Source organism: Modestobacter sp. VKM Ac-2983, assembly GCF_026967885.1.
Classification (GTDB): domain Bacteria; phylum Actinomycetota; class Actinomycetes; order Mycobacteriales; family Geodermatophilaceae; genus Modestobacter.
Map to the genome: position 1 here is coordinate 894,793 of NZ_JAPVBK010000003.1, position 15,822 is coordinate 910,614.

Annotated in this window: 15 protein-coding genes; 6 read left to right on the forward strand and 9 right to left on the reverse strand. The window is 74.3% G+C overall.

The window, feature by feature from the left end; translation table 11 throughout:
• Nucleotides 1-44: 44 nt before the first annotated feature.
• From O2W18_RS16300 to O2W18_RS16310, 3 genes are all read right to left on the reverse strand, one after another.
• Nucleotides 45-1,226, reverse strand: a complete 1,182-nt coding sequence (locus tag O2W18_RS16300) for a sensor domain-containing phosphodiesterase (protein WP_269188499.1) — start codon at nucleotides 1,224-1,226, stop codon at nucleotides 45-47.
• 79 nt (nucleotides 1,227-1,305) lie between these two features.
• On the reverse strand, nucleotides 1,306-2,037 hold the full coding sequence (locus tag O2W18_RS16305; RefSeq protein WP_269188500.1) for a YqjF family protein: 732 nt from the start codon (nucleotides 2,035-2,037) through the stop codon (nucleotides 1,306-1,308).
• Nucleotides 2,038-2,041: 4 nt separating this feature from the next.
• Nucleotides 2,042-2,692, reverse strand: a complete 651-nt coding sequence (locus tag O2W18_RS16310) for a DedA family protein (protein WP_269188501.1) — start codon at nucleotides 2,690-2,692, stop codon at nucleotides 2,042-2,044.
• 306 nt (nucleotides 2,693-2,998) lie between these two features.
• On the opposite strand from O2W18_RS16310, the gene O2W18_RS16315 reads away from it, so the two are divergent.
• Nucleotides 2,999-4,375: a dicarboxylate/amino acid:cation symporter gene (locus O2W18_RS16315; protein WP_269188502.1), complete on the forward strand. Its 1,377-nt coding sequence runs from the start codon at nucleotides 2,999-3,001 to the stop codon at nucleotides 4,373-4,375.
• Nucleotides 4,376-4,421: 46 nt separating this feature from the next.
• On the opposite strand, the gene O2W18_RS16320 is transcribed toward O2W18_RS16315, so the two are convergent.
• A complete protein-coding gene (locus O2W18_RS16320; protein ID WP_269188503.1) occupies nucleotides 4,422-5,342 on the reverse strand; it encodes a hypothetical protein in 921 nt (306 codons plus the stop codon).
• A gap of 98 nt (nucleotides 5,343-5,440) precedes the next feature.
• On the opposite strand from O2W18_RS16320, the gene nucS reads away from it, so the two are divergent.
• The 3 genes from nucS to O2W18_RS16335 all read left to right on the forward strand — a co-directional run bounded on the left by nucS (nucleotide 5,441) and on the right by O2W18_RS16335 (nucleotide 8,373).
• Nucleotides 5,441-6,127, forward strand: coding sequence for an endonuclease NucS (nucS, locus tag O2W18_RS16325; RefSeq protein ID WP_269188504.1), 687 nt, complete (start codon nucleotides 5,441-5,443; stop codon nucleotides 6,125-6,127).
• A 137-nt stretch (nucleotides 6,128-6,264) separates the two neighbouring features.
• Nucleotides 6,265-8,046, forward strand: a complete 1,782-nt coding sequence (locus O2W18_RS16330; protein ID WP_269188505.1) for a 3-hydroxyacyl-CoA dehydrogenase family protein — start codon at nucleotides 6,265-6,267, stop codon at nucleotides 8,044-8,046.
• A gap of 72 nt (nucleotides 8,047-8,118) precedes the next feature.
• Complete coding sequence (locus O2W18_RS16335) at nucleotides 8,119-8,373, forward strand: hypothetical protein (protein ID WP_269188506.1); 255 nt, start codon at nucleotides 8,119-8,121, stop codon at nucleotides 8,371-8,373.
• 51 nt (nucleotides 8,374-8,424) lie between these two features.
• Here the strand turns inward: O2W18_RS16335 and O2W18_RS16340 are convergent, their stop codons facing one another.
• The 5 genes from O2W18_RS16340 to mce form a co-directional block, all read right to left on the reverse strand.
• Entirely contained in the window at nucleotides 8,425-9,075 is a 651-nt protein-coding gene (locus tag O2W18_RS16340; protein ID WP_269188507.1) for a class F sortase, read from the reverse strand.
• 10 nt (nucleotides 9,076-9,085) lie between these two features.
• A complete protein-coding gene (locus O2W18_RS16345; RefSeq protein WP_269188508.1) occupies nucleotides 9,086-9,976 on the reverse strand; it encodes a DUF4397 domain-containing protein in 891 nt (296 codons plus the stop codon).
• 80 nt (nucleotides 9,977-10,056) lie between these two features.
• On the reverse strand, nucleotides 10,057-11,388 hold the full coding sequence (locus O2W18_RS16350) for a hypothetical protein (protein ID WP_269188509.1): 1,332 nt from the start codon (nucleotides 11,386-11,388) through the stop codon (nucleotides 10,057-10,059).
• A 78-nt stretch (nucleotides 11,389-11,466) separates the two neighbouring features.
• Nucleotides 11,467-12,798 carry a crotonyl-CoA carboxylase/reductase gene (gene ccrA, locus O2W18_RS16355; RefSeq protein WP_269188510.1) on the reverse strand — a complete coding sequence of 444 codons (1,332 nt, stop codon included), beginning with the start codon at nucleotides 12,796-12,798 and terminating at the stop codon, nucleotides 11,467-11,469.
• A gap of 100 nt (nucleotides 12,799-12,898) precedes the next feature.
• Nucleotides 12,899-13,351 (reverse strand): methylmalonyl-CoA epimerase, encoded by a 453-nt coding sequence (gene mce, locus O2W18_RS16360; RefSeq protein ID WP_269170844.1) that lies wholly within the window; start codon nucleotides 13,349-13,351, stop codon nucleotides 12,899-12,901.
• A 216-nt stretch (nucleotides 13,352-13,567) separates the two neighbouring features.
• Between mce and O2W18_RS16365 the strand changes: the two genes are divergently transcribed.
• On the forward strand, nucleotides 13,568-14,773 hold the full coding sequence (locus O2W18_RS16365) for an acetyl-CoA C-acetyltransferase (protein ID WP_269188511.1): 1,206 nt from the start codon (nucleotides 13,568-13,570) through the stop codon (nucleotides 14,771-14,773).
• Nucleotides 14,770-15,801: a methylmalonyl Co-A mutase-associated GTPase MeaB gene (gene meaB / locus O2W18_RS16370; protein ID WP_269188512.1), complete on the forward strand. Its 1,032-nt coding sequence runs from the start codon at nucleotides 14,770-14,772 to the stop codon at nucleotides 15,799-15,801. Before O2W18_RS16365 ends, meaB begins: the two co-directional genes overlap by 4 nt.
• The last annotated feature ends 21 nt before the right edge of the window (nucleotides 15,802-15,822 follow it).

The following is a 15,822-nucleotide window of genomic DNA, read 5'->3' on the forward strand; positions in this document are numbered from 1 at the left end:
CCGGCGCCGGGGACGGACCGGAACAGCGCCTCAGCGCAGCGCCCTCAGAGCAGGGGCGCCGGACGGCCGAACAGGTACCCCTGGCCCTGGCACACGCCCAGGGACCGGAGCGTGCGGACCTCGGCGGGGTCCTCGATCCCCTCAGCCACCAGTCGGGCACCCGTCGCGGCGGCGAAGCTGACCATCGCGGTGACCATCGCCTGCTTGGCCGGGTCGGCGTGCACGCCGCTGACGAGTGCGAGGTCCAGCTTGATCGCGTCGGGGTGCAGCCGCAGCACGTGCCGGAAGCTGGCGTACCCCGCACCGGCGTCGTCGACGGTCAGGCCGATGCCGGCGTCGCGGAGACGGGTCAGGGCTCGTCCCAGGGCGTCGTAGTCGTCCACCGGGCTGTGCTCGGTGATCTCGACCGCGACGTCCAGGTGCCGGTGGTCCAGCAGCAGGTCCGTGACCGACGGGCACAGCAGCGCCGGCGGGGAGAGGTTGATCCCGAGTGGGCGCCCTGCGGGGAGCCGTGGTGCCACGGCGAGCGCGGCGCGCGCGGCCAGCTCCTCCAGTTGGGTGCCGAGCCCTGCGGCCGCAGCCGCACTGAACAGCCGCTCCGGCCCGTCGGCGATGCCGGGGAACCGGGCCAGCGCCTCGTAGGCCACGACCTCCTCGGTGGCCAGGTCGACGATCGGCTGGACATGGGTGACGACCGCGCCCTCGCTCAGCACGTCGCGCACCCGGCCGGCGGGGTCGGCCGGCGGTGCGGGCAGCGGCTCGGCCAACCGGTCGGCGATGAGGTCGGCCAGGAGCTCCAGGGTGCGGGCGGCCGCGCCGTCCAGGTGCGCGCCGTCGTCCCGGCTCACGCAGCACAGCATCCCGACCGGGCGGCCGTCCGGCGCCCGGACCGGGGCGCCCACGTACGAGCCGATGCCGAGGTCGGCGGTGACGGCCAGGTCGCGGGTGCCGGGGTGCCGGCGGGCGCCGGTGACCACCGGGGGCAGTTGCCCGCTGAGCACCCGGACGCAGAAGGAGCCCTCCAGGGAGGGCTCCATCCCCGGACGCACGTGCATGGCGTCCAGTGCGCCGGTGGCGGCGCAGATCTGCTGGCTGCTCTCGGTGAACGTGGACATCCAGGCGACGTCCATGCCCAGCCGGGTGCGCGCCGCGTCCAGCACCCGGTGCAGCCAGGCGGGGGAGAGAGCCACGGACGGCGGGGGCAGCGACGTCGGGCTCCCGTTCACCCCGGCAGTGTGGCCCAGGACGTGCTCCGGTGGAACCATCTCGTCTCGATTCGCCGGCGGGTCGCCCGATCGGTCCGGCTCACGACAGTCGCGGGCCGAACCGGACGTCGACGCCGGGGGAGAAGAGCACGCTGTCCGGGGCGCCGCCGACCGCGGGCAGACCGGCGGCGGCGACCAGGTCGTCCTCCAGCTCCAGCAGCTCGGCGGCGTGCAGCGGCCACTCCGGGTGCTCGTTCGGCCAGTAGGCGAGCCGGCCCAGGGTGGTCTGGTGCAGGCCCCAGCGGCTGGTGAGGAACCGCGGCAGCGGGCCGGGGTCGGCCAGCCGGGCCCCCACCCGGACGGTGATGCGGCCGCCGGCGCCCCGGGGACCGGGCCAGCGGCGAGCCGCCTGGTAGGTGATCCGGTCGCCGTCGCGGGCGATGCGCATCCGGGACCAGAGGTAGGGCAGGTGCGCGATCCAGCGGGCGGCCAGGACCGGCAGCAGCCGGTCGGCCTCCAGCGACCGGAAGACCACGCCGCGCCGCCCCTCGTCGTCGACCGAGTAGAGCCGCACGTTGGTCTCGGCGAACGAGCCGAGGTACGGCAGCCCCGGTGCCCCCAGCAAGCCGATCCGGCGCATCCGGAAGGGGATGAGGCCGACGTACGTGACGCCGTCCAGCACGTCCGGTCGGGCGCCGGCCGGCAGCAGCGGGGCGACCAGGGCCGGGTCGACCGCCCAGTGCAGGAACGTGACGTCCCGCCAGCCCTGGGTGAAGACGGTCCGGCGCACCGGTCGCGGGGAGGTGGGGGTGACGTCCTCGACGGTGCTCACCCGGTCAGCCTGCCCCCACCTCGGCCGGCGTGCGCTCGGCCACCGCCTCGACGGGGGGCCGGCGGCGGTGGACGAGGAGGCGGACGCCCTCGCCGACTGCGGCCAGGACCAGGGCCAGGCCGAGGCCCAGCAGCAGGCCGCGCAGCGGGTCCCGCTCGAAGGCCAGCCCGCCGATGTACCCGATCCCGGCGGACCAGCCGGCCCAGGTGAGGGCGGCCAGCGCGGCGAAGGGGGTGAACCGGCGCAGTGGCCAGCCCACCGCCCCGGCGGTCAGTGTCACCGCCGTCCGCAGGCCCGGCACGTACCGGGCGGTGACCAGCAGGACGCCGCCGCGCGCGGCCAGCAACCGGGCCGCCCGGTCGAGCGCCGCCCGGCGCCGGCCGCCGGGCCGGGCCCAGGCCTGCAGCCGGGGGCCCGCCCGGTGCCCGATCAGGTAGGAGGCGTGGTCACCGGCGAAGGCCCCCACAGCGGCCACGGCGACGACCGCCACCAGGTCGGGCTGCCCGGTCGCGGCGAAGACGCCGGCGGTGATCACCACGCTCTCGCCGGGCACGACGGGCAGGAAGCCGTCGAGGGCGGCCAGCGAGAACAGGACCAGGTACACCCACGGGGAGGCCATCAGCTCCTGCACCCAGCCGAGCACGGCGTCGGTCACGGTCGGCTCCCCGGGAACGGCATGCCCCGAGCCTGCTCGGCCGGGGAGCGGGGCACATCCCCCTCAGGTCCCCCCCGGCATCCCCCGAGAGGATGACGGCACGACGACGGTCGACCGCCCGGTGATGACCTCGCTCACGCGGCGGAATGGCGGACGGCGATGGCGGCCTTGACCTGCACGTGATCGACCTCTGGTGGCTGACGCGGCGTCGCTTCATCGACCACGGGCGGATGACCACCTCGCGCTGAGCGCACCCGGTCCCGACCCGTCCGCCACCCCGCACCGCCCCAGAGAGGCACCCCTCCCGTGCTCGCACGTCTCCGCCGCGTCCCCTTCGCGGTCCAGGTCCTGCTCGGCCTCGTCGTCGGCATCGCCCTCGGCCTGGTGGCCCGCGCGATGGGCCCGGTCGACGGCTCCTTCGTCGACGGCGTCCTGGTCCCCGGCACCGACGCCAACTGGCTGACCAGCACCCTCACCACCATCGGCAACACCTTCGTGGGGCTGCTGCGGGCGATCGTCGTCCCGCTGATCGTCACCGCGATCATCGTCAGCATCGCCAACCTCAAGCAGGTGTCCAACGCCGCCCGGCTGGCCGGCCAGACGCTGCTGTGGTTCGCGATCACCTCGCTCATCGCCGTCTCCGTCGGCATCGGGCTCGGCCTGCTCACCCAGCCCGGCAACCGGAGCTCGGTCGACGCCGGACTCGCCCAGGCGCCGGCGACCACCGGTTCCTGGTGGGACTTCCTGACCGGGCTGGTCCCGGCGAACTTCCTCGGACTGGAGGGGAACGGCGACGGCGGGGTCAGCTTCAACGTCCTGCAGTTGATCGTCGTCTCGGTCGCGATCGGGGTCGCGGCGCTGAAGGTCGGCGCCGCCGCGGACCCGTTCCTGTCGGTCACCCGCTCGGTGCTGGCGATCGTGCAGAAGGTCCTCTGGTGGGTCATCCTGCTCGCGCCGCTGGGCACGGTCGGGCTGATCGGCAAGGCGGTGGCCAGCTACGGCTGGGATTCCCTCGGCTCGCTGGGGGTCTTCGTCGGCGCGGTGTACGCCGGCCTGGCGATCGTGCTGCTGGTCGTCTACCCGGTGCTGCTCAAGCTGCACGGGCTGTCGCCGGTGCGCTTCTACGCCGGTGCCTGGCCGGCGATCCAGCTGGCCTTCGTGTCCCGCAGCTCCATCGGCACCCTGCCGGTGACCCAGCGGGTCACCGAGACCGAGCTGGGGGTCCCGCGCAGCTACGCGTCCTTCGCGGTGCCGCTCGGTGCCACGACGAAGATGGACGGCTGCGCGGCGATCTACCCGGCGCTGGCCGCGATCTTCGTGGCGGAGTTCTTCGACGTGGACCTCTCGATCACCGACTACCTGCTGATCGCGCTGGTGTCCGTGGTGGGCTCCGCGGCGACCGCGGGCGTGACCGGTGCGGTCGTGATGCTGACGCTCACGCTGTCCACGCTGGGCCTGCCGCTGGCCGGCGTCGGCCTGCTGCTGGCGGTCGACCCGATCCTCGACATGGGCCGGACCGCCACCAACGTGACCGGCCAGGCGCTGGTGCCCACCATCGTCGCCAAGCGCGAGGGGTTGCTGGACCTGGAGCGGTTCCGGTCGACCCGGCCGGCGGAGCCGCTGGCCGCCGTCGCAGAGCGGGACGGCGTGGACGGCGACCTGCGCTCGCCGCAGCCGGTCTGAGCCAGGGTGCTCCCCGGGCCGCTCGGTCCGGGGAGCACGACGGTCCTCAGTCGGTCAGGTCCGCGCAGCCGGACTCGTGCGGCAGCAGTGGGCGGAAGGTGATCGACCAGCGGGCGCCGTCCGCACCGACCCAGGGGGTCAGGGCGTTGGCGTCCCGGGCCGCGGCGGCGACGGCCTGCGCCTCCTCGCCCGTCGCCGTCACGCAGCTCACGCCCGGGGCGATCGGCTCGCCCGGCAGGGCCGGCCCCGGCCAGGGCACCTCCGCGTGGGTCAGGTCGTCGTTGGGCTCGGTCCACGGCCGGGCCAGCGCCGCGACCGTCTCCGGGCTGTACTGCTCCGGCGTCTGACCCTCGCTGTAGAGCGTCTGCGAGAGGTCGGTCAGGTCGTCGAGCAGGTCCTGCAGCTGTGCCCGCCCCTCCTCCTGCTCCTCGGTGAGCCCACCGGCGCCCGGATCCCCGGGGAGCCCGCCGGTGCTCTCCCGGAGTGCGTAGACCTCTCGCTGCACGGTGCGCTCCGCGGTGTTCAGGGTGAACCGGGTGGAGGTGGCATCGGCCAGTGGCGGGGAGCCCAGGTCGGTCGTCTCGGCGATGCCGGCGTCCAGCGCCCGTTCGGCGAGCTCCTGCACGGTGGCCTGGTCGACCTGCTGCACCAGGACGTTGGGCCAGGCCGGCCCGGGGTACATCTCCGGCACCGGCCCCTGGGTGATCACCCGGCCGTCGGCGTAGACGCTCACGATCGGCAGCCGCGCGGCCAGCATCTCCGGCGTGGTGAAGCCGCCGACGTCGGCGACCTGGAGCACCAGCGCCTCCTCGCCCTCCGGCAACGAGACGGTCTCGGACTCCGTCGGCGTCTCGCTGGACGGGCCGGGTGGCGCGGCTCCGGTGCCGCCCCGTTGGGCGCAGGCGGTCAGCAGCAGGGTCGCCAGCGCGAGACCGACGGCGGGACGGAGGGCAGGTGAGTTCCGCACAGGGAGTACACGGCTCGGCGGCCCAGGGGGTTCCACGGTGTCCTGCGCGGTCCCGCCGGTGCGGAGGGCGGGTCGGACAGCCGGTAGCGTCGTCGTCCGTGCGCCTGGTCATTGCCCGCTGCTCCGTGGACTACATCGGGCGGCTCACCGCCCACCTCCCGCCCGCCACCCGGCTGCTGCTGGTCAAGGCCGACGGTTCGGTGTCCATCCACGCCGACGACCGGGCCTACAAGCCGCTGAACTGGATGAGCCCGCCGTGCTCGGTCAAGGAGGAGCTGACGGACTCTCCGGACGGCGGCACAGCGGGCACCTGGACGGTCACCAACAAGGCCGGCGAGCAGCTGATCATCACCATCGAGTCGGTCGAGCACGACTCCCGGCACGACCTCGGCGTCGACCCCGGCCTGCAGAAGGACGGCGTGGAGGCCGACCTGCAGCGACTGCTCGCGCTGCACGTGGAGACCTTCGGCGAGGGGTGGTCGCTGGTGCGCCGGGAGTACCCCACCGCGATCGGCCCGGTCGACCTGCTCTGCCGGGACGCCGGCGGCGCGACCGTGGCCGTGGAGATCAAGCGCCGCGGCGAGATCGACGGGGTCGAGCAGCTGACCCGCTACCTGGAGCTGCTCAACCGCGACTCGCGGCTGGCCCCGGTCAAGGGCGTGTTCGCCGCCCAGGAGATCAAGCCGCAGGCCCGGGTGCTCGCCGCCGACCGTGGCATCGAGTGCCTGACCGTCGACTACGCCGTCCTCAAGGGCACCGACGACCCATCCCAGCGCCTCTTCTAGAAGGAACCCGTCGCCCCCCACCACCCGCTCCGCGCGCGGCGGGCCCCCGCGACGGGGCCGAACTACCGGCCGGTAGCGCCCGGGTCGGAAAGTGGTGCGAAACTGCTCGGGATCACCGACGGTGAAGGGATGGCAGCGTGGCCAGAGAACTGACCGAGGTCGGCGTGGTGGGGCTCGGCACGATGGGTGCCGGCATCGCCGAGGTGCTCGCCCGGGCCGGGTTGTCGGTGACGGCGGTCGAGGTGACCGACGAGGCACTGGAGCGCGGCCGGGCGCACGTCGAGCAGTCGACCGGCAAGGCCGTCGCCCGCGGGAAGCTCGAGGCCGGCGACCGCGACGTCATCCTGTCCCGGATCCGGTTCACCACGGCGATGGAGGACCTCGCCGTCGCCGAGCTGGTCGTGGAGGCCATCCCGGAGCGGATGGAGCTCAAGGCCCAGCTGTTCTCCAAGCTGGACGCCATCTGCCCGCCGGACACCATCCTGGCGACCAACACCTCCAGCCTGTCGGTCACCGAGCTGTCGGTCACCACCGGCCGCCCCGGCAAGGTCATCGGGATGCACTTCTTCAACCCCGCACCGGTGATGAAGCTGGTCGAGATCGTGCGCACCGTGGTCACCGAGCCCTCGGTGGTCTCCGACGTCGAGGCGCTGGCCGCGCGGCTGGGCAAGACCGACGTGACGATCGGGGACAAGGCGGGGTTCATCGCCAACGCCCTGCTGTTCGGCTACCTCAACCACGCGGTCTCGATGTTCGAGAACCGCTACGCCAGCCGCGAGGACATCGACGCCGCGATGCGCCTGGGCTGCGGCCTGCCGATGGGCCCGCTCGCGCTGATGGACCTGATCGGGATCGACACCGCCTACGAGATCCTCGTGACGATGTACCAGCAGTCGCGCAACCGGCTGCACGCCCCCGCGCCGATCATCAAGCAGATGATGACGGCCGGGCTGCTGGGCCGGAAGAGCGGCCGCGGCTTCTACACCTACGCCGGCCGCGACTCCGCCGAGGTCGTCCCGGATGCCGCGACGCCGGCCACCGGCGGCGCCGCCGAGGGGGCCCGCCCGATCCGCAGCGTCGGCGTCGTGGGCTCCGGGACGATGGCCGTCGGCATCGTCGAGGTGGTGGCCAAGGGCGGCTACGACGTCACCTTCGTCGCCCGCACCCTGGACAAGGTCGAGGCCGTGCAGCACGCGCTGACCCGGTCGCTGGACAAGCAGGTCGCCCGCGGCCGGCTGGACGAGGCGGAGCGGGACGCCACCCTCGCCCGGGTCACCGGCTCCGCCCAGCTCGACGACCTCGCCGGGGCCGATCTGGTCATCGAGGCCGTGGTCGAGCACCTGGGCGTCAAGCAGGCGCTGTTCGCCGCGCTCGGGGAGATCGCCAAGCCCGGCGCGGTGCTGGCGACCACGACGTCCAGCCTGCCGGTCATCGAGTGCGCCAAGGCGAGCGAGCGCCCCGGTGACGTCGTCGGCCTGCACTTCTTCAACCCCGCACCGGTGATGAAGCTGGTCGAGGTCGTCTCGACGATCGCCACCGAGCCCGACGTCGCCGCCACCGCACACGCGCTGTGCGCGCAGATCGGCAAGCACGCGGTCTCCTGCACCGACCGGGCCGGGTTCGTCGTCAACGCACTGCTGTTCCCCTACCTGAACGACGCGGTCAAGATGCTGGAGGCGCACTACGCGACCGCCGACGACATCGACGCGGCGATGAAGGTCGGCTGCGGTTACCCGATGGGCCCCTTCGAGCTGCTGGACGTCGTCGGCCTGGACGTCGCCCTGGCGATCGAGCGCGAGCTGTACACCGAGTTCCGCGAGCCCGGTTTCGCCCCGGCACCGCTGCTCGAGCACCTGGTGACCGCCGGCTACCTCGGCCGCAAGGCCGGGCGCGGCTTCCGCGACCACGCGAACCGGTAGCTGGTGCCCCGCCGAGGTGGCTCGCGGCGTGGTCCGGGGCGCGCCCGGTCCGCGCAGCCGGGGCGTGGTCCGGTGGCGGCCCGGCAGCCGGTCGAGGAGGCCGCGGACGGCGACTGGGTGGTGCGGCCGCTCACCGGGGCGGGCAGCGACAAGAGCTACCGCTGCCCGGGCTGTGACCAGCTGATCCCGCCGCGGACCCCGCACGTGGTCAGCTGGCCGGCCTACGCCCGGGACTCCGACCTGGACCCGTGGGACACCGACTCCGCCGCCGACTGGCGGCGGCACTGGCACACCGCCTGCTGGCGGGCCCGCGACCGTCGCCGCTGAAGGACGCCACTGCCTCGCCGCCAGTCGCACGCTCGCAGCGGGGCCGTTCCGTCATCCTGCGGATGCGTGGACGACGACGTTGTCGGTGTAGCTGCGGCGTGAGCGGTCGAAGGTGCCGCCGCAGGTGATCAGCCGGAGCTCGGCGCCGGTGGTCGGCCCGTAGACCTCCTCGGTCGGGAAGTCGCCCTTGGGGTGGGCGGACACCCGGGTCACCGTGAACGTCACCGGCCGGCCGTCGCTGCCGGTGACGACCACCTGGTCTCCGGCGGTGAGCTCCTCCAGCCGGGAGAACACCCCGGGGCCGGTGTGGTCGTCGACGTGCCCGGCCAGCACCGCTGGCCCCACCGCACCGGGCACCGGGCCGGCGGTGAACCAGCCCGCCTGCTGGACGTCCGCCGGGGGCACGAGGGCGCCTGCGCCGTCCACTCCGATCGGCACCAGGTGGGCGTCGACGCCGATCGCGGCGATGCGCAGCCCGACCGGGGGCGCCACGGTCGGCTGCGCCGGCACCGCCGCAGCGGGGCCGAGGAGCGCCGGGGCGGGCGGAGACGCCACCGCGGTGCTGCGGACGGCGTCGGCGGGGCGGTCCACCAGCGCCATGCCACCGGCGAGGACGGCCACCGCGAGCAGCCCCGCCCGCAGCGCCGTCAGCCGGTGGCGGCCCGGTCGGGAGGGCCGACCGGGACCGGTCGAGGTCGTCATCGCCGGCGGGTCAGGACGTCGGGGACCCGGGACGGGGCCGGCGCAGAACGACGGCCAGCACCAGTGCGGTGAGGGACAGGGCGGCGAGAGCGGCGCGGTCGACCGGCGGGTCTTCGTCCGTGGCGGTACCGCCGGCACCGGCCTCCACCCCACCGACCGGCACGACGGCGGGGGCTGCGGCGTCCAGGGTGGTGGTCACGGTCAGCCCACCGTCCGCGCGGTCCAGCACCAGCACGGTGTGGACCGACCCGGCAGCGAGGTCGACCGGCAACTCGACCGGGGTGCCGCCGGAGTCGGTGACGAGGAGCGTCCCTGCGCCGCCGGGCACGTCGACGGGCTCGGTCGAGTCGGCGAACGCCAGGTCCGCGGCCAGCACGGTGCCTCCGCCCAGCGCGACGTCCAGCGGGGAGCCAGCCGCCGCGGCGTTGACCACCCGGACCCGGGCAGTCTCGGCCGGCGGGAGCGTGAGGTCGTCGGTGCGGACGGCGAGGCCCAGGTCGGCGAACCGCCCCACCGCGGCGACCGTGGTCGCTGCCCCGGGGGCCACGGTGACGCGGGTGGCGAGCACCGGGGGAGTGGTCGGGTCGGCGCCGGCCGCCCGCACGCTCACCGTGTAGCTGCCGGCGGGGACCCGCTGGTAGCGGGAGACGTCGCCGTAGCCGACCGCGGGCAGCAGGACCTGGGCGTCCGGGGCGGAGACCGAGTCGGTGGAGGCGTGGTCAACCGAGGCATGGTCGATGAACGCGTCGACCGACGGGGTGTCGGGGGAGAGGTGCATCATCCGCACCAGGCCGGTGTCCTCCGCCGGTGCGGCCGCCGCCGCGGGGGCCACCAGCAGACCGAGCGAGCACAGGACGGCGCTGAGCACGGCGATCAGCGTGGTCCGAGACGGCCCGGGCACGGAGTTCCTCTCCGGTGGTGGTCGATCACCCTCACCCGACCCGGTGCACCGGACGGGCCCGTCGAGGAGCAGGGCGGCGGTCAGCCCCGGTTCGCCGGGGGCGGACCGCCCTGTCCGGCCGGCACGGCCGGGGTCGGCTGGACCCGGGTCGCCGGACCGCGGGCAGGCACCGGCGGCGTCTGCCGCACGCCGGGCTGGGGCCGCTGCTGAGGTGCCTGCTCGGCCGCCGGCTGCTCAGCCGTCGTCCGGTCCTCGACCGGAGCCTGCTGGGCCGGCGTGTTCTGGGTCGGGTGCGCCGGCGCCGGGGTCCGGACCGGCTGCTGTGCGGCCGCGGGTGCCGACTGGGCCGGTACCGACTCGGTCCGGACCGCCTGGACCGGGACCGCCTGGGTCTGCGCGGCCGCCGGCTCCGGGGCGGGCTGCGTGGCCCCCGCCGCCGGGCGCTGCTCCGCACCCGGCTGCTCCCCAGCGGTCGCCTGCTCCTGCTCCGCGGACTCCACCGGGGTGGGCTGCTGCGGCCGGGCTGCCTCACGCTGCTCGGCCGGAGCCGCCGGGTGGGCGTCCTCGGCCGGCTGCGGCTGGTCGGACAGGTCCGGCAGCCGGCCGAGCAGGGTCCGGACGTCGGCCAGCCGACGGGTCAGGTCGTCCCGGATCTTCCCGATCGCGGCCGCGGCGGCCTCGGCCTCGGCGACCGTGCGGTGGGCCCGATCGTCGGCCTCGGCGACCCGCTGCTGGGCGGCGGCGATCGAGGCCTGCTCGCGCTCCTGCTCCAGCCGGGCGGCCTCGCTCCGGCGGGCGCGCTGGGCGATCTCGAAGTCCTGCTCGGCCTTGGCGCGGCGGGCCTGGGAGTCGTTGTCGAGCCGGGTCACCCGCTCCTGGGCCTTGGTGACCAGGTCGTCGGCGCGGGCCTGGGCGACCGCGGCGATCTGCTCGGCGTGCTGCCGCGCCTCGGCGACCAGGCGCTCGGCCTCCGCCCGGCTGGCGGCCGAGCGCTCCCCGAGCGCGCGCTCCTCACCGGCGATCCGCTCGCGGATCGCCTCCGCCTCGGCGGCCACGGCCGCCTGCAGCTGGGCGGCCTGCTCCTCGGCCGATCGCCGGATCTCCGCCGCCTCGTCCTGGGCGAGCTGCAGCATGTTGGAGATGCGCTCGCCCATGTTCTCGAACGTGGGGGCGCTCGCGCTGGCGGCCCGGCGCCGCAGCGACTCGACCTCGCCGTGCAGCGCCTGCAGCTGACGGGCGAGGTCGGCCGACCGGGACACGGCGGCGTCCCGGTCGGCCAGCGCCACGTGCAGGTCGGCGTCGAGACCGGCCAGCGTCTCGGCGACCTGGTCGCGGTCGTACCCCTTGCGGACCACGTCGAAGGTGGGGCCGCCGTCGCGGTAACCGAACTCGTCGTCGCGGGGGTCGCTCATGGCCTCATCCTCGCATTGATCGATGGCGTGGTCAGCGTGTCGAGGGCCGCACCCAGGGAACTCCCGGCAAGCCCCCCGCTAGACGTCGCGGAAGCGGTTGATCGCGGCGAGGTGCCGCTCCCGCTTGGCGTGGTCCTTGACGCCCAGCCCCTCCTCCGGGGCGAGGGTCAGCACACCGACCTTCCCCTGGTGCAGGTTGCGGTGGACGTCGTAGGCGGCCTGGCCCACGTCGTCCATGGCGTAGGTCTTGGACAGCGTCGGGTGGATCAGCCCGCGGTCGATCAGCCGGTTGGCCTCCCAGGCCTCGCGGTAGTTGGCGAAGTGCGAGCCGACGATCCGCTTGAGGTTCATCCAGAGGTAGCGGTTGTCGTACTGGTGCAGGAAGCCGCTGGTCGAGGCGCAGGTGACGATGGTGCCGCCCTTCTTGGCGACGTAGACGCTGGCCCCGAAGGTCTCCCGCCCGGGGTGCTCGAAGACGATGTCGGAGTCGTCCCCGCCGGTCAGCTCGCGGATCTTCGCGCCGAGCCGCTGCCACTCCTTCGGGTCCTGGGTCTCCTCGTCCTTCCAGAACCGGTAGCCCTCCGCGGAGCGGTCGATGACCAGCTCGGCGCCCATCCGGCGGACGATCTCGGCCTTCTCCGGGCTGCTCACCACGCACACCGGGATGGCCCCGCCGTTGAGCGCCATCTGGGTGGCGTAGGAGCCGAGGCCCCCGGAGGCGCCCCAGATGAGGACGACGTCGCCCTGCTTCATGTCCGCGCCGTTGTGGCTCACCAGCTGCCGGTAGGCGGTGGAGTTGACCAGCCCCGGGCAGGCCGCCTCCTCCCACGTGAGGTGCGCCGGCTTGGGCATGAGCTGGTTGCTCTTGACCAGGGACAGCTCGGCCAGCCCGCCGAAGTTGGTCTCGAAGCCCCAGATCCGCTGCTGCGGGTCCATCATCGTGTCGTCGTGACCGGCCGGGTCCTCGAGCTCGACGGACAGGCAGTGGGCGACGACCTCGTCGCCGGGCTTCCACCTGTTGACGCCGGGGCCGACCCGGACCACGACGCCGGAGAGGTCCGAGCCCACCACGTGGTAGGGCAGGTCGTGCTTCTTGGTCAGCTCGTTGAGCCGGCCGTACCGGGCGAGGAACCCGAAGGTTGAGACCGGCTCGAAGATCGACGTCCAGACGGTGTTGTAGTTCACCGAGGAGGCCATCACCGCGATCAGCGCCTCGCCCGGACCGATCTCCGGGGTCGGCACCTCCTCGACGTGCAGTGCCTTGCGGGGGTCCTTGTCCTTGGTGGGCAGGCCCTCGAACATGTCCTGCTCGTCCCGGCGGACCAGCACGGCGCGGTAGGACTCCGGTGTCGGGAGCCCTCCGATCGCGTCGAGCTGGTCGGCGAGGACGGCGTCCCTGATCTGGTCCATGCGTGCGCTCCCGGGTCGTCATTGGCTCGGAGGGTGCAGGTGTGGCGCGGAGGTTACTGACCAGTAGCTCCGGTTGACCAGGTCATGTGACCCAGGCAACTCATCCGTGGGCGGCGGGCTCGACCAGCTCGATGAGCACCCCGCCGGCGTCCTTCGGGTGCACGAAGTTGACCCGGCTGCCCGACGTGCCGCGCCGGGGCTCGTCGTAGAGCAGCCGCATGCCGCGCTCGCGCAGCGTCGCGCTCGCCGCCTCGACGTCGGCGACCCGGAATGCCAGCTGCTGCAGGCCCGGGCCGGAGCGGCCGATGAACTTCGCGATCGTCGACTCGGGGGTCAGCGGGGCGAGCAGCTGGACGCGGGTCTCGCCGTCGCCGACCGCGAGCATCGCCTCGCGCACGCCCTGCTCGGTGTTCGTCTCCTCGTGCACCGAGTGGATCCCGAAGGTCGCCGCGTAGAAGGCGATCGCCTCGTCCAGGTCGGGGACGGCGATGCCGACGTGGTCGATCGTGCTGAACAGGCCGGTGTGCGCGTCGTCGGGCACGGCGGAGGTCATGCGCGCATCCTGCCGCTGCCGATCGCCGACGGGGAGCCCGTTGTGACGGGCTTCACGTCCTGCCGGTGGCCTCCGTCACCGGCAGGGACCCGGCGGACGGCGCGAGTCCTATCCTGACGACAACCCGTGGTGTCCCGACGGTCTGCCCCGAGGGACCACGCGGTGTCCTGCCGAGACGGTCGCCAACGGCGGTGACCGGGAGTCACTGGAGCCTCGATGAGCCAGCCCGCATCCACCCGTTCCGTCATCGTCGGGGGTGCCCGCACCCCGATGGGCCGCCTGCTCGGCTCGCTGAAGGACTTCTCCGCCGCCGACCTGGGCGGCGTGGCGATCAAGGCGGCGCTCGAGCGCGCCGGCATCACCGGCGACCAGGTCGACTACGTGATCATGGGCCACGTCATCCAGGCCGGGGCCGGCCAGAACCCCGCCCGGCCCGCCGCCGTCGCCGGTGGCATCCCGATGTCGGTGCCCTCGTTCACGCTGAACAAGGTGTGCCTCTCCGGCCTCGACGCGATCGCCCTGGCCGACCAGCTGATCCGGGCCGGTGAGTTCGAGGTGGTGGTCGCCGGCGGCATGGAGTCGATGACCCAGGCCCCGCACCTGCTGCCCACCTCGCGCACCGGCACCAAGTACGGCGACGCCACGCTGGTCGACGCGATGGCGCACGACGGCCTGACCGACACCTTCGACCAGGTCGCCATGGGCGCGCTGACCGAGCAGGCCAACAGCCGGTACGGGCTGACCCGCGAGGAGCAGGACGCATTCGCCGCCGCCAGCCACCAGAAGGCCGCCGCCGCGCAGAAGAACGGCCTGTTCGACGACGAGATCACCCCGGTGCTCATCCCGCAGCGCAAGGGCGACCCGATCGAGTTCCGTGAGGACGAGGGCATCCGCCCGGACACCACCGCGGAGAGCCTGGGCCGGCTGAAGCCCGCGTTCTCGAAGGACGGCACGATCACCGCCGCCACCTCCTCGCAGATCTCCGACGGCGCCTGCGCGGTCGTGGTCATGTCCAGGGCCAAGGCCGAGGAGCTGGGGCTGACGGTGCTCGCCGAGATCGGTGCGCACGGCGTGGTCGCCGGGCCGGACGCGACGCTGCAGAGCCAGCCGGCGCGGGCGATCGCCAAGGCCTGCGCCCGGGAGGGGATCGACCCCGCCGACCTGGACCTGGTCGAGCTCAACGAGGCGTTCGCCGCCGTCGGCATCGTCTCCACCCGCGAGCTGGCGGTCGACGAGGAGAAGGTGAACCCCAACGGGGGCGCCATCGCGCTGGGCCACCCGGTCGGGATGAGCGGTGCACGGATCGTGCTGCACCTGGTGCTGGAGCTGGGCCGCCGCGGCGGCGGGGTCGGTGCCGCGGCGCTGTGCGGCGGCGGTGGCCAGGGCGACGCGCTCGTCCTGCACGTACCCGCCCGGGCGTGACCTCCCAGCCCGAGGGCACCGCCGTCCAGACGCCGCCCGCCGTGGTCCCGTCCGGGCGGCGGGGCCGCCGGGCGGCCGACGTCGGCACCCTGGTCTCCCGTGCCCGCGAGGGGGACGCCCGCTCGGTGGCGCGGCTGATCTCGCTCGTCGAGGACGCCAGCCCGCTGCTGCGCGAGGTCGCCGCCGCGCTGGCGCCGCACACCGGCCGGGCCCGGGTCCTGGGGCTCACCGGCCCGCCCGGGGTGGGGAAGTCGACGACGACGACCGCCCTCGTGCGGGCCTTCCGCGAGGCCGGCCAGCGGGTCGGCGTCCTGGCGGTCGACCCGTCGTCCCCGTTCTCCGGCGGCGCGCTGCTGGGCGACCGGGTGCGGATGCAGGACCACGCCGGGGACGGCGGCGTCTTCATCCGCTCGATGGCCTCCCGCGGCCACCTCGGCGGACTGGCCTGGGCGACCCCCCAGGCGCTGCGGGTGCTCGACGCGGCGGGCTGCGACGTCGTCCTGGTGGAGACCGTGGGGGTCGGGCAGTCGGAGCTGGAGGTCGCCTCGCTCGCGGACACGACGCTGGTGCTGCTGGCACCGGGGATGGGCGACGGGATCCAGGCGGCGAAGGCCGGGATCCTCGAGGTCGCCGACGTCTTCGTCGTCAACAAGGCCGACCGGGACGGCGCGGACACCACCGTGCGCGACCTGCGGGCGATGCTCTCCCTCGGTGGCCGGCACACCGAGTCCGGGGCCTGGCGCCCGCCGATCGTGAAGACGGTCGCCTCCCGCGACACCGACAACGGGGTCGCCGACGTCCTGGCCCGGCTCGAGGAGCACGGCGACTGGCTGGCCTCCTCGGGCGAGGGGCGCCGGCGCCGGGTCGAGCGCGCCGCCCGGGAGGTCGAGGCGATCGCGGTGGCCGGGCTGCGGGAGCGGATGGGCGACGTCTCGGGGTCGGCGGCGCTCGGTGCACTGGCCGAGCAGGTGGTGGCGGGGGAGACCGACCCCTACCGGGCGGCCGACGAGCTCATCGCGCACCTGTAGGAGGCGGCGGGCAGGATGGCG

Coding starts and splice junctions, on each gene's coding strand:
- O2W18_RS16340 (WP_269188507.1), bottom strand. CDS start 9,075: ATGACGACCTCGACCGGTCCCGGTCGGCCCTCCCGACCGGGCCGCCAC.
- O2W18_RS16350 (WP_269188509.1), bottom strand. CDS start 11,388: ATGAGCGACCCCCGCGACGACGAGTTCGGTTACCGCGACGGCGGCCCC.
- ccrA (WP_269188510.1), bottom strand. CDS start 12,798: ATGGACCAGATCAGGGACGCCGTCCTCGCCGACCAGCTCGACGCGATC.
- mce (WP_269170844.1), bottom strand. CDS start 13,351: ATGACCTCCGCCGTGCCCGACGACGCGCACACCGGCCTGTTCAGCACG.
- O2W18_RS16365 (WP_269188511.1), top strand. CDS start 13,568: ATGAGCCAGCCCGCATCCACCCGTTCCGTCATCGTCGGGGGTGCCCGC.